The sequence below is a fragment of the Kitasatospora sp. NPDC028055 genome, from assembly GCF_040637885.1.
Classification (GTDB): domain Bacteria; phylum Actinomycetota; class Actinomycetes; order Streptomycetales; family Streptomycetaceae; genus Kitasatospora.
The window spans coordinates 56,183-68,430 of the sequence record NZ_JBEZXE010000035.1 but is presented as its reverse complement, the minus strand read 5'-3'; the positions used below and the strand labels follow the sequence as shown (position 1 = coordinate 68,430).

Here is a 12,248-nt window from a genome sequence, read left to right as displayed (position 1 = left end):
AACGCGAAAGGGACCCTGGTGACCAGGGTCCCTTTTCGCGTCCTCCCGCTCGAGGCGGGAGCGAGTCGTGTCAGGCGCTCTTGCGGGTGTCACGCGGGTGCACCGCGAGGTTCATCCCGCCGGAGCGGAGCACGGCCAGCCGCTCGGCCAGCACCTCCTCCAGCTCCTCGCGCGTCCGGCGCTCCATCAGCATGTCCCAATGGGTGCGCGTGGGCTTGGTCTTCTTCTCCTCGGGCTCGTCACCGTCGAGGAGAACCGCCTCCTGACCGCAGAAGCGGCATTCCCAAGCCTGAGGGATCTCGGCCTCGACCGAGAAAGGAACCTCGAATCGGTGTCCGTTCTGACATGCGTACTCGACGGTCTGGCGCGGGGCCAGATCGATACCACGGTCGGTCTCGTAGCTAGTGGCCCCGAGTCGCGTGCCGCGGAGAGCTCGCTCGCTCATGAATCGTGCCTCCCGGGCTTTATGGCCCACAGGACTAGTGGTCGCTGTTCTGGTCGCTGTTCTTCGTCGTTCGGTCAACGCTCGGCTTCCGACGAAGATTCCCGTCCCGGGACATGCGTCGTCTGTCGTGCCGCCCCTGTTTGTACCCACCGTCGCCCGATTTGTCACATCTGGCCGGTGATATCACCCCAGGTGTCACCTATTTCACATCTGGTGATCGTGCGGACTTTCTGTGACGAGCGTACCGGTCGGCGATTTCGCGGTGCCGGTCGCCCCCGCTTCCCGGGCGGTCAGGAGATCGGTCGGGAACGGATCATCGGCTCGGTCTTGCCGAGGTCGACCGGGCGGACGGGCGGGGCGGCGTCCGCCGGGACCACCGGCGGGCGGTCCGGGCGGGGCGGCGCCTCGGAGGCGGGCTCGGTCCGGCTGTCACGGTGCGGCAGCAGGGCGATCACCGCGTCGCGCAGCTGGGCCGGGGCCTCGTCGTCCAGCGGGTCGACGGTGGCGGGCACCTGGAGCCGGACCGGGGCGCCGTTGCCGATCCGGGCGTAGCCGCGGCCGACCGGGGCGTGGGCGGCGGGCACGATGTCCAGCGGCGCGCCGAGCGCGGCGTGGCCCTCCTCGGGCCCGGCCGGGCCGAGTAGCACCCGGGCCCGGGTGGTGGCCCGGACGGTCGGGGTGATTCGGTCCCGGGCCTCGACGTCGTCGGCGATCACCACGGTGACCCGGGCGGCCCGGCCGTGCCGCAGCGGCAGCTCCAGCAGCTCCTGCGGGTCGGGGCGGCCCTCGGCGCGGGCGAGTTCGCCGAGCTCGGTCGGGTGGTCCAGCAGCAGCCAGAGCGGCCGGGTGAGGTCCTCGGGCAGCGCGGCGCCGGTGTGCCGGGCGGTGTTCAGCGCGGCGAGCCGCCGCTCGGTCTCCCGGGCGGCCCACTCCAGGGCGGCCAGTGCGCCGTGCAGGCTGGTCTCCACGGTGTGCACGCCGGGCCGGTTGACCAGGCAGGCGTGCTCCCCGGTGCCGGCGCCGTCGACCACCACCAGGTCGGCGTACGGGAGCGCCTGGAGCGCGATCGAGCGGATCAGGCTGGAGGTGCCGTAGCCGGCGACGCCGAGGGCCAGCAGGTGCGGCTCGGAGGAGCGCGGGCCGGTGCGCCAGACCACCGGCGGCTGCTGGGCGGTGGCCCCGCCCTGCTGGACCGGAATCGTGCGGGCGGTGCCGTCCTCGTCCGTGAAGCCGAGCACGATCTCGCCCGGGGCGGCGACGAAGTGCTGGGCGGTGATGTCGGTGGGCAGCGGGGCCAGTGCGGTGATCCGCAGCCGGTTGGACTCCTCGTCCCAGTCGAAGCGGTACTCCCGGGCCCGGCCGGCCTTGCCCTGGACGACCTGCTCGATCCGGGCCCGGGCGGCGGGCTCGGTGTCGGTGAAGTACGCGGGGTAGCTCAGCTCCAGCCGGGAGAGCCGGCCCTCGCCGTCGAACTCCCAGGAGCCGAAGGCGTTCTTGTAGCTGCCCTCGAAGTGGTACAGCGGGTTGGCGTCCTCGGGGCCGCACAGGTACGGCGTGAGCGCCGAGTAGAGGGCGGCGAGCTTGACGTCGGCGACGTCGGGCGCGGGCGGGGCGGGCGCCGCCTTGGGGGCCCGTCCGGCCCAGGCGGCGCTGGCCATCAGGCCGACCAGCGCGAACAGCAGGCCGTGCGGCAGCAGGTAGATGCCGATCAGCACGGCGGCCGACAGGAACAGCGTCGGACCGCGCCGCTCCTTCGGGGTGGCCTGCCAGCGGCCCTTGGCCCAGCCGGCGTGGTGGCGCAGCCCGCGGCCGATCACGGTGAGCGGGGCGAACATGTCGGTGGCGTGGTCCCCGGCGGTTCGGGCGAACTCGCGGCCCTTGCCGAGATGGCGGTGGAGCGGCATTCCGTGACTCCCCGGACGAGTGGGACGGGTGGGGTGAGGGGGGACTGCTCGTGGTACGACGGGGCCCGGGGCGGTGGGATCCGCGCCCGGGCCGGTGGGGGAGAGGCGGCGCCTAGAACCGAATGCCGCCGAGCAGGCTCGCCAGGCTGGCACCGCCCGCGGTGATGCTGGGGGCGATCGAGGAGCCGGCGACGTAGAAGCCGAAGAGGGCGCAGACGATGGCGTGCGAGACCTTCAGTCCGTCCCTGCGGAAGAACAGAAAGGCGATGGTGCCGAACAGGACGATGCCGGAAATCGAGAGGATCACTTCTGCTCCTCGGGGAGGGGGACGGGGGACAGTGTTACTTAAAGTGCCCTAATCGTGACAAAAAGTAATAGATGATGGAACGGTGCAAACGGGTGGTTCTGCGGTTCAAGGCCTTCGGGTGGGCCGGACGGCGGTGTGCGAACCGGTCGGGGTGGGGGCCCGGAATCGCGTCGGATCCGGGTGGGGCCGGTGCCGCGAGGCATTCCCGGGGGGTGGGCGGGAATCTTCCGGGGGGTCCCGAAAGTTCGCTCGAACGGCGGCGCGACCCGCGCGGCCGCACGTCGTACCGCGTCCCGGGTCGGTGGGGCCGTCGTCCGGAATCCGGACGCCCGCTGGTTCGGCGGCGGCTCCGGCCGCTACGGTGCGGTACGCACGAGCCCTCGTCACCCCTCTGGAAAGGCAGTCCGCCATGACCGATGCCCCCGACGCCGAGGTGATCGCGCTCGCCGGGAAGCTCTTCGACGCCGCCCGGGCCGGCGACACCGCCACCCTGACCACCGCGCTCGACGCCGGGGTCTCCGCGGACCTCACCAACGGCAGCGGCGACACCCTGGTGATGCTGGCCGCCTACCACGGCCACGCCGCCACCGTCGAAACCCTGCTCCAGCGCGGCGCCGACCCGAACCGCGCCAACGACAAGGGCCAGACCCCGCTCGCCGGGGCCGTCTTCAAGGGCGGCACGGACGTCGTCGAGGCCCTGCTGGCCGGCGGTGCAGACCCGAGGGCCGGCGTCCCGTCCGCCGTCGACGCCGCCGCGATGTTCGGCAAGACCGAGCTGCTCGCCCGGTTCGAGGGTCGCTGAAGCCGAGTCGTAGGCTTTTCCACCATGGAGAGCACCGCCGAGCAGGCCACCAGCACCGTCGAGTTCCGCATCACCGGGTACGCCCACCCCGACGCGCAGGCCCTGTCGGCGGAGGTGCAGCAGGAGTACGTCCGCCGCTACGGCGACCCGGACGAGACCGTGATGCACCCGGAGGACTTCGAGGCCCCGGCCGGCCTGTTCATGATCGCCTACCTGGACGGCCGGCCGGTCGCCTGCGGCGGCTGGCGGGCCAAGCAGGCCGGCCCGGACGGGCTGCGCGACGGCGACGTCGAGCTCAAGCGGATGTTCGTGGTCCCCGCCGCCCGCGGCCGGGGCCTGGCCCGGGCGGTGCTGCACCGCCTGGAGGAGACCGCCGCCGAGGCCGGGCACACCCGCGTCATCCTGGAGACCGGCAGCGAGCAGCCCGAGGCCATCGCGCTGTACGGCTCCGAGGGCTACACGGCGATCCGCAAGTTCGGCATCTACAAGGACCACCCGCAGAGCATCTGCCTCGGCAAGGAACTCCCCGCGGCGGTCTGAGCGGAGGGCGCCCCGGGTAGACATCCGGGGTGGACCACCGAGCCCCCGAAGCGGAACGCCTCCCCGCCCTGGCCGCGCCCGGCGGGGAGCTGGACCGGCTGGTCCTGGCCGGCCTGCGGGCCGTCGGCGCGGGCGCCGTCTGGGCCGTCGGCGACGCCGGGGGCACCCTCGGCGGCGGCAGCCACGGCACCCTCGGGCAGGGCCCGTACGCGCGGCTCGTGCCGGGGCCGGACACCCTGTACGACCTCGCCAGCCTCACCAAGGTGGTGGCGCTCTGGCCCGCCGCCGGAGTGCTGTGGCAGTCCGGCCGGCTGCCGCTGGACGAACCGCTCGGCCACTGGTGGCCGCCCGCCGCCGGACGTCCTGTCGCTGCGGTGACGGTCCGTCAACTCCTGGCCCACACCGCCGGGATGCTGCCGTACACCCGCTTCGAGCAGCTCTACGGGCGGGAGCCGGCGGCGATCCGGGCCGGGGTGCTGGCCGCCCCGCTGCACCGCGCGCCGGGGGTGGCCGTGGAGTACACCGACCGCGCCGCCGTACTGCTCTGCTACCTGGTCGAGGACCTCGGCGGCGCGCCGCTGGACGTCCTCGCCGAGCGCTGGACCTGGCGGCCGCTCGGCATGACCGACACCCGGTACGGGCCGCTCGGCGCCGCGGAGACCGCCCGGACCGCGCCCACCGAGTGGCACGAGCCGACCGGCGCCCATCTGTGCGGCGTCGTGCACGACCCCTCCGCCCGGCTGCTCGGCGGCGTCTCCGGCAACGCCGGCGTCTTCTCCACCGCCCGCGACCTGGCCCGCTTCCTCGCCGCCGTGCTCGCCCCGCCGCCCGAACTCCCGTGGGGCGGGCGGTGGATCACCGAATCGCTGCGCGAGCAGACCGGCGGCCTGGCCCCCGCGCGCGGCCTGTCCTGGCTGTTCTCGGCCGGCACCGACCCGGCCGAGGGCACCTTCGTCCACTACGGCTTCACCGGCACCGGCTGCTGGGTCTCCCGCCGCCAGGGCCGCTGGGCCCTGCTGCTCACCAACAAGGTGCACCACGACCGGAACACCCAGCCGCTGACCGACCTGCGCAACACCTTCCGCCGGGCGGTCTTCGGCTGACACGCGTCTCGGCACGCGCCACGGCTACCCGATCGGGTGGATTAGGTACGAACCACCTTTGCCGGGGCGGCGGTTGCGGCAGAGTGGCCGGGACGGACAGCGGCCGGCGGAGGAGGCGCGATGACGGAGACCTGGGCACTCACGGAGGAGGAGTGGCTCGCCGGGATAGTGCGCGCCTACATCGGCTGCAGCGTGCTGCTGACCGATGAGGACGGCAAGATCCTGCTGCTGAAAGCGACTTACCGCGACCAGTGGCAGTTCCCCGGCGGCGGGATGGACCCGGGGGAGCGCCCCGCCGAGTGCGCGGCCCGCGAACTGCGGGAGGAGACCGGGCTGTCGGCGGGCGAGCTGCGGCTCCTGGCGGTGGAGTGGCGCGAGGCGATCCCCGACCAGGGCCGGCACGCCCACCCGGCCGTGCACTTCATGTTCGACGGCGGCGCGGTCGAGCCGGGCGCGGCGATCCGGCTGCAGGCGGAGGAGATCGCCGACCACGGCTACTTCACCCCCGCCCGGGCGGCCGCCCTGCTGCACCCCTGCGCGGCGCGCCGGCTCACCGGGGCCCTGGAGGCCCGGCGCACCGGCGCCGCCGTGCTGCTGCACTCGGCGGGGTACGTGGGTTGACCGGGCCGGTCAGCCGAGGGTGCTCCAGTAGTACCAGAACCGGTTCAGGACCAGCAGGGCGATCACCGCCGCCCACAGCACCGGCAGCGCCCAGTGGTAGCGCGCTGCCTCCCGGACCACCGCCCGCGCCCTGGGCCCGACCGGGATCACGCCGGTGCGCAGGTTGTGCAGCGTGGTGTACCAGAACAGCACCACCACCGTCGCCCAGACCACCATGCAGTACGGGCACAGCGCGCCGATCTCGTACAGCGCCTGGTCGATCAGCCAGTGCACGAACACCACGCCCAGCGCCGTCCCGGCGTGCAGGCCCAGCCAGAACCAGCGCCGGTACGCGGCGCCCGCCAGCAGCCCCGCCCCGATCGCCGCCAGCGCGCCGAACGCGGCCAGGCCGAGCAGCGGGTTCGGGAAGCCGAAGACCTCCGCCTGCTCGGTGCGCATCACCGAACCGCAGCTGATCACCGGATTGATGTTGCAGCTGGGGACGTACGACGGGTTCTCCAGGATGCGGAGCTTGTCGAAGGTCAGGACGGCCGAGGCGGCCAGCCCGACCAGTCCGCCGAGGAACAGCAGGAGGGCGAGGGCCCGGCTCGCGCCGATCGGGCCACGACCGGCGGTGTCGGGGGCGGACGGGGAAGGGTGCACGGTGGTCGGGGCGGTCATGACAGCACACTCCGGTGGCTGGCTGGGAGGGGCCGGCCCGGCCGGGAGTTCGGCCGGGCCGGTGGTGCCGTGCGGGGCGGGACGGTGCGGGCTCGGTGCGGTGCGGGCGCGGTGCGGCCTACTGGAGGCCGGCGGCCTGCTTCACCTGGGCGGTGAACTGCTCCGGCGTGGCGGTGGTGTTGCCCGCGAACAGGTTGATCGTCTTGCCGTCCACCTTGACCGTCGGGGTACCGGTCACCTGGCTGTTGTTGAACGCGTCGGCCACCTTCGCCGCCCACGGCGCGTACGTCCGGTCGGTGACCGCCTTCACGAAGGCGTCCGTCTTGAGCCCGGGCACCTGGCCGGCCAGGTCCAGCAGGTGGTTGACGTCGCCGAAGTCGTCGCTGCGCTCGTCCGGCTGGTTGGCGTACAGCACGTCGTGGAAGGCCTTGAACTTCTCCACGCCCTCGTTCAGCGCGGCGCCGGCCGCCGCCAGCGCGGTGCGCGAGCCCTTGCCGCCGAGGTTCTTGTCCAGGAAGGCGGCCAGGTGGAACTCCACCTTGATCTGGCCGTCCTGGGTGAGCTGCTTGACGGTCTGGCCGTTCGCCGCCTCGAAGTGCTTGCAGACCGGGCAGCGGAAGTCCTCGTAGACCTCCATGGTGTGCGGGGCGTCGGCCTTGCCGTAGGTGATCACCGTGCCGTCCGGGCCGGTGGCGTTGGCCGGCACGACCAGCGGGGCCGAGGAGGCGGCCGCGGCCGCCTTGTCGTCGTTCTTCGAGCCGGTGTTGATCGCGAGCGCGACACCGCCGGCCAGGGCCAGCACGACGACGGCGGAGACCGACACGACGATCAGCTGGCGGCGCTTGGCGGCCTGCTGCTCGCGGCGCTGCGCCTCCTGGATCCGCTCGCGGGCGCTGACGCGCTTCTTGTTCTTGTCCTGAGCCATGGGGAAGTCAACTCCTGTACGCGGCGCGCGGGCGCGCGCGGGTGGCCGCACTCGGGTGCGGCGGGGGCAGGGAACGCGGAGTCGAGCGCACTGCCCGCGGGCGTACGGAACCGTGCACGCTCAGGTGACGGAAGGGGGTACGCGCTCAGCAGGCAGGCGCGAGGACCGGCGGACCACGCCGGGGAGCCGGGCTCAGGACCACGTCCTCGCGGCGCGGCCGCTCGTGGTCGGACACCGGCAGCGGCACCCGCAGCACCGGGCGCACCGGGGCGGGGAGCAGCAGCAGGAGCAGCGCCCGCAGCGGGCGGGCCAGGGACTGGCGCAGCGCGCGCAGCGCCCGGGCCAGGCCGGACAGCGCGGCGTCACCCAGCCGCAGCCAGGCCGAGGCGGCCAGCGCGATCGCCAGGTGCACCACCAGGAGCAGCAGCTGGGTCGCCGCCGGCGCCAGCTCCCCGGTGTGGCCCAGCGGGCCCCCCAGCAGCGAGCCGTCCACCGAACCGCCGCCGCAGACCAGCAGGTTCACCCCGCGCGCGGACACATGCTCGGAGAGCACCGGCCCACAGGCGGTCTGGCCCAGGTTGAAGGTGGTGTTCAGCAGCAGCTCGACCGGCACCATCACGGCGGTGATGTGCAGCAGCCGGCGTTCCCCGCCGGCCAGCGCGGCCACCACCAGGAAGACGACGGCGCTCGCCGTGGCCACCAGCGACAGCGACAGCGGGCGACCGGTGATGACCACCTGGCCCAACGCGGCCATCGGCACGGCGAGCGCGGTGAACACCGCAGCCCGCAGGGCCCTGGTCGCATGGGTGGAGGTCAGCACGCTCCGGAGTATGCCATGCTCCCCGCGCCGGGCACGAGGGTGCGTACGGCCCTTGACTGCCGAGGGTGCCGCCCGCCCGGGCCGTGACGGCGCCCGCCCGGGCGGTGACCGCGCCTGCCCGGGCCGTGACGGCGCCCGCCCGGGCCGTGTGGGTCGACAGCCGCCGCCCGGTGCCTACCCTGGAAGGCATCACCGGTGACCCCGACGAGGGGGTGCGCGTCCATGGCGAGGCCCGAGACCACGGTCGGACGGGTGCTGCTCGACCGCGTCGAGGCCCAGGCGGTGGTGCTGGCCGGACTGGACGACGCCGTCCGCGCGGACGAACCCGACGCCGTGCACCGGATGCGGGTCGCCTGCCGACGGCTGCGCAGCGCGCTGCGCACCTTCCGCCGACTGCTCGCCCCCGGCAGCACCGACACCCTGGTCGCCGACCTGCGCTGGCTGGGCGCCGCCCTCGGCCGGGCCCGGGACGGCGAGGTGCTCGCCGAACGGCTGGCCGCCCGGGCCGGCGACCTGCCGAAGGCCTGTGGGCCGGAACGGGTCGCCGGGGCGCTGCGGGAGTGGGGCCGGACCGAGTACCGCCGGGCCTGGCCCGAGGTGGTCGCCGCCCTCGACAGCCCCCGCCGCCGGGCGCTGGCCGAGGCCCTGACCACCCTGCTCGCCGACCCGCCGCTGCGCCCGCGCGCCGCCCGGGCCGCCGGCCCCGAGCTCTCCCGGATCGCGGCCCGGGAACAGCGCCGCACCGCCGCCCGGATCCGCACCGCCCTCGCGGCCGGCCCCGCGGAGCGCGACGTCGCCCTGCACGAGGCCCGCAAGGCCGCCAAGCGCGCCCGCTACGCCGGGGAGACGGCGGCACCCGCGGTCGGCGCGGCGGCGGAGCGCTACGCGGAGCGGATGAAGGCCGTCCAGGAGGTGCTGGGCGAGCACCAGGACGCGGTGGTCGCCGCCGCGGCCCTGGCGGCCCGGCCCGCGGCGGCCGGCGAGCCCTTCGCCTGCGGGGTGCTCTACGCGGGCCAGCTGGCGGCGGCAGAGGCCGCCCGGGCCAGGCTGCCGGAGGTGTGGGCGAGGGCGTCGGGCCGGAAGCTGGCGCGGTTCGGTTAGGCGGCCTGGGGAACTGCGGCCCGGGGAACGGCGCGCCTCGGGAACTGCGGCCTGGGGAACTAGCGGGTGCCGCCGTCGGGCAGGGCGAGCCAGCGGTCGTCCTCGAACTCGGCGGGGACGTCCTCCGCCCAGGGGTCGATGCCCCGGCGTTCCAGCTCGTCGAACCAGCGGTCCCGCTGGGACTCGGGGAGCCGTGCCGCGCACCACGGGCAGAAGTCGATGCCGATGCTGGACCGGCCGCCGTCGTGGACGACGATCCCGTACTCCTGGTACTTCGCGATGAACAGCACCACCGCGTCGGGGCAGTCGTACGGGTCGTCGTGCTGGTGGCACTGTCGGTCCAGCTGCCTGGTCATCGACTCGCAACAGTGTGCTGTCATCGCCTCGGACGCTCCGGGTCATCGGGTGGGGCACAACGGGTCCGGGTGGAGGTTACGGCGGTTCGGCGCCGCGCCCTAACGGGGGCTGAGCCCCGCCGAGACGGCCGCCTCGCGGAGCAGGTCGCGGAGCATCGCGGTGGTCAGCCGCCCGGTGTTCGTGTTGCGCGGGCTGACGTGGTAGCAGCCGTACAGCCGCAGGTCGGGGCCGCCGTCCCGGGCGGGGAGGGTGACCAGGGCGGCGTGGCCGAAGGCCGGGCGCGGGCGGGGGACGGTCCAACCGGCGTCGGCGAGCACCGGCAGCATCGCCTGCCAGGCGAAGCCGCCGAGGGCGACGACCGTCCGTACGGTGGGGCGCAGCAGTTGCAGTTCGCGGGTGATCCAGGGGCGGCAGGTGTCGCGTTCGGCGGTGCTGGGCTTGTTGTCGGGCGGGGCGCAGCGGACCGGGTCGGTGATCCGGACGCCGTACAGCTCCAGTCCGTCGCCGTGTCGGACGGACTCCGCGCGGTTGGCGAGTCCGAGTTCGTGGAGGGCCGCGTAGAGGAGGTCGCCGGAGGGGTCGCCGGTGAAGATCCGGCCGGTGCGGTTGGCGCCGTGGGCGGCGGGGGCGAGACCGACCAGGACGAGCGGGGCGTCGGGCGGGCCGAAACCGGGGATCGGCCGGGCCCAGTAGTCCCAGTCCTGGTAGGCGCGGCGCTTGGTGCGGGCGGTCTCCTCGCGCCAGGCGACCAGCCGGGGGCAGGCCCGGCAGTCGGTGACGACCCGGTCGAGGACGGTGAGTCCGCCGGCCCGGGCGGCGGCCGCGGCCGGGTGGCGGGGGTCGCCGGGGTCGTCGGCGGGGTCAACGGCGAGGGCCGGCTGCATGTCCTCGATCCTAGGGCCCGGGGCCGTCTTCCCCAGGGGTGCAGCCCGTTCGGTCCGGCGGTGTCCGGGCAGGCGTAGCGTGGAAGCAGTTGCTCCGGTGGCCCCCGGCCCGGTCCGGTCGGCGGCGGCCGGACGCGCCGGTGTGCGCGGAGGCCGCGAGGAGGCCGCGATGATCGTCGATGCGGTGCTGGGGGCTCTCGGGGGGCTGGTCGGGCTGGGGGCGATCTGGGCGGGGCTGAGCATCCGGGTGGTCCAGCAGTTCCAACGGGGCGTGGTGTTCCGCTTCGGGCGGGTGCGCGAGGAGGTCCGGGAGCCGGGGCTGGTCGCGCTGCTGCCGATCGCGGACCGGCTGCGCCGGGTGAACGTTCAGATCGTGACGATGCCGATCCCGGCGCAGGAGGGCATCACCCGGGACAACGTGACCGTGCGGGTGGACGCGGTCGTCTACTACCGGGTGGAGGACCCGGTCAAGGCGACGGTCAACGTGCAGGACTACAACTTCGCGATCTCCCAGGTCGCGCAGACCTCGCTGCGCTCGATCATCGGCAAGAGCGAACTGGACGACCTGCTGGCCAACCGCGAACCGATCAACCAGGGGCTGGAGTTGATGATCGACAGCCCGGCGCTGGGCTGGGGCATCCAGATCGACCGGGTGGAGATCAAGGATGTCGCCCTGCCGGAGTCGATGAAGCGCTCGATCGCTCGCCAGGCGGAGGCCGAGCGGGAGCGGCGGGCGCGGATCATCACGGCGGACGGTGAGTTCCAGGCCTCGGCCCGGCTGTCGGAGGCGGCGGCGGTGATGAGCGCGACCCCGGCGGCGCTCCAACTGCGGTTGCTGCAGACCGTGGTGGAGGTGGCGGCGGAGAAGAACTCGACGCTGGTGCTGCCGTTCCCGGTGGAGCTGCTGCGCTTCCTGGACAGTGCGACGGAGTCCCAGCAGCGGGACCTGCTGGCGGCCGCCGCGGTTGCCGCCGCCGCGAAGTCCGCGGAACAGGCGGTGAAGCGCGGGGAGGTGCCGGAGGAGGAGCTCCCGCACGAGCCGCTCAAGCACGAGCTGCCGCCGTTGGAGGAGCTGTTGAGCACGTCGCCGCTGGACCGAGCGGATCTGGACGGAGCGGATCTGGACGGGGCGGGTCCGGAGGCCGCCGGCCCGGCCGCCGGGTCCGGGTCCGCAGGTGGTTCGACGGAGAGCGGGGCGCAGGAGCGCACCGGGCGCGGGGCGTCGTCCTGAGCGCTGCCCGGCCCGCCCGGGCCCGGTGGCGTGGGTCACCCGGTCGGACCAGGATGGACGAGGGGTCGGAAGTCAGGCCAGGAGGCGGATCATGACCATCGCCAGCGACATCATGCACCCGGGGGCGGAGTGCATCCGTGAGCACGAGACGCTCGCCGCCGCCGCCCGGATCATGCGGGAACGACACGTGGGCGCGCTGCCCATCTGCGGGGAGAACGACCGGCTGCTGGGCATCGTGACGGACCGCGACATCGTGCTGCGCTGCGTCGCGGAGGGGCGCGATCCGTCCGAGGTGACGGCGGGTGAACTGGCGCTCGGCCGGCCGATGACGGTGGAGGCGGACGAGGACTGCGAGCAGGTGCTGCGGGTGATGGAGCAGTACCAGGTGCGCCGCCTGCCGGTGATCAACCACCCGGAGCACAAGCTGGTCGGCATGATCAGCGAGGCCGACATCGCCCGCGGGCTGCCGCAGGCCCGGCTCGCGGAGTTCGTGTCGGCGGTCTGTTCCGACGCGCCGCCGAAGAAGGAGGCGCTGCAGGGCTGATCCG

The 12,248-nt window shown here is 74.1% G+C and carries 15 protein-coding genes; 7 read left to right on the top strand and 8 right to left on the bottom strand.

The window, feature by feature from the left end; genetic code table 11:
* Positions 1-70: 70 nt before the first annotated feature.
* The 3 genes from AB0F71_RS28485 to AB0F71_RS28475 all read right to left on the bottom strand — a co-directional run bounded on the left by AB0F71_RS28485 (position 71) and on the right by AB0F71_RS28475 (position 2,656).
* Positions 71-445 (bottom strand): RNA polymerase-binding protein RbpA, encoded by a 375-nt coding sequence (locus AB0F71_RS28485; protein WP_350506367.1) that lies wholly within the window; start codon positions 443-445, stop codon positions 71-73.
* 290 nt (positions 446-735) lie between these two features.
* Positions 736-2,349: a hypothetical protein gene (locus AB0F71_RS28480; RefSeq protein WP_360239820.1), complete on the bottom strand. Its 1,614-nt coding sequence runs from the start codon at positions 2,347-2,349 to the stop codon at positions 736-738.
* 112 nt (positions 2,350-2,461) lie between these two features.
* Positions 2,462-2,656 carry a hypothetical protein gene (locus AB0F71_RS28475; protein WP_097238968.1) on the bottom strand — a complete coding sequence of 65 codons (195 nt, stop codon included), beginning with the start codon at positions 2,654-2,656 and terminating at the stop codon, positions 2,462-2,464.
* A 409-nt stretch (positions 2,657-3,065) separates the two neighbouring features.
* Here AB0F71_RS28475 and AB0F71_RS28470 point away from each other — a divergent pair, with 409 nt between their 5' ends.
* The 4 genes from AB0F71_RS28470 (at position 3,066) to AB0F71_RS28455 (ending at position 5,722) form a co-directional block, all read left to right on the top strand.
* Entirely contained in the window at positions 3,066-3,458 is a 393-nt protein-coding gene (locus AB0F71_RS28470) for an ankyrin repeat domain-containing protein (RefSeq protein ID WP_360239817.1), read from the top strand.
* Between the two features lie 24 nt (positions 3,459-3,482).
* Positions 3,483-3,998: a GNAT family N-acetyltransferase gene (locus tag AB0F71_RS28465; RefSeq protein WP_360239814.1), complete on the top strand. Its 516-nt coding sequence runs from the start codon at positions 3,483-3,485 to the stop codon at positions 3,996-3,998.
* A gap of 29 nt (positions 3,999-4,027) precedes the next feature.
* Entirely contained in the window at positions 4,028-5,101 is a 1,074-nt protein-coding gene (locus AB0F71_RS28460) for a serine hydrolase domain-containing protein (RefSeq protein WP_360239811.1), read from the top strand.
* Positions 5,102-5,221: 120 nt separating this feature from the next.
* A complete protein-coding gene (locus AB0F71_RS28455) occupies positions 5,222-5,722 on the top strand; it encodes an NUDIX hydrolase (RefSeq protein ID WP_360239808.1) in 501 nt (166 codons plus the stop codon).
* Positions 5,723-5,731: 9 nt separating this feature from the next.
* Here AB0F71_RS28455 and AB0F71_RS28450 read toward each other — a convergent pair whose 3' ends face one another.
* From AB0F71_RS28450 to AB0F71_RS28440, 3 genes are all read right to left on the bottom strand, one after another.
* Positions 5,732-6,382, bottom strand: a complete 651-nt coding sequence (locus tag AB0F71_RS28450) for a vitamin K epoxide reductase family protein (protein ID WP_360239805.1) — start codon at positions 6,380-6,382, stop codon at positions 5,732-5,734.
* 118 nt (positions 6,383-6,500) lie between these two features.
* Positions 6,501-7,307 carry a thioredoxin domain-containing protein gene (locus AB0F71_RS28445; protein WP_360239802.1) on the bottom strand — a complete coding sequence of 269 codons (807 nt, stop codon included), beginning with the start codon at positions 7,305-7,307 and terminating at the stop codon, positions 6,501-6,503.
* A 145-nt stretch (positions 7,308-7,452) separates the two neighbouring features.
* Positions 7,453-8,127 (bottom strand): hypothetical protein, encoded by a 675-nt coding sequence (locus AB0F71_RS28440; RefSeq protein ID WP_360239799.1) that lies wholly within the window; start codon positions 8,125-8,127, stop codon positions 7,453-7,455.
* 222 nt (positions 8,128-8,349) lie between these two features.
* Between AB0F71_RS28440 and AB0F71_RS28435 the strand changes: the two genes are divergently transcribed.
* Positions 8,350-9,228, top strand: coding sequence for a CHAD domain-containing protein (locus AB0F71_RS28435; protein ID WP_360239796.1), 879 nt, complete (start codon positions 8,350-8,352; stop codon positions 9,226-9,228).
* 59 nt (positions 9,229-9,287) lie between these two features.
* On the opposite strand, the gene AB0F71_RS28430 is transcribed toward AB0F71_RS28435, so the two are convergent.
* Together AB0F71_RS28430 and AB0F71_RS28425 are read right to left on the bottom strand one after the other, a co-directional pair.
* Positions 9,288-9,584 carry a hypothetical protein gene (locus AB0F71_RS28430; RefSeq protein WP_360239793.1) on the bottom strand — a complete coding sequence of 99 codons (297 nt, stop codon included), beginning with the start codon at positions 9,582-9,584 and terminating at the stop codon, positions 9,288-9,290.
* Between the two features lie 99 nt (positions 9,585-9,683).
* Entirely contained in the window at positions 9,684-10,469 is a 786-nt protein-coding gene (locus AB0F71_RS28425) for a uracil-DNA glycosylase (protein WP_360239790.1), read from the bottom strand.
* A gap of 169 nt (positions 10,470-10,638) precedes the next feature.
* On the opposite strand from AB0F71_RS28425, the gene AB0F71_RS28420 reads away from it, so the two are divergent.
* The gene (locus AB0F71_RS28420; protein ID WP_360239787.1) at positions 10,639-11,700 is read left to right on the top strand and encodes a slipin family protein; all 1,062 of its coding nucleotides are present in this window, start codon (positions 10,639-10,641) and stop codon (positions 11,698-11,700) included.
* 91 nt (positions 11,701-11,791) lie between these two features.
* Positions 11,792-12,244: a CBS domain-containing protein gene (locus AB0F71_RS28415; protein ID WP_360239784.1), complete on the top strand. Its 453-nt coding sequence runs from the start codon at positions 11,792-11,794 to the stop codon at positions 12,242-12,244.
* Positions 12,245-12,248 lie beyond the last annotated feature (4 nt).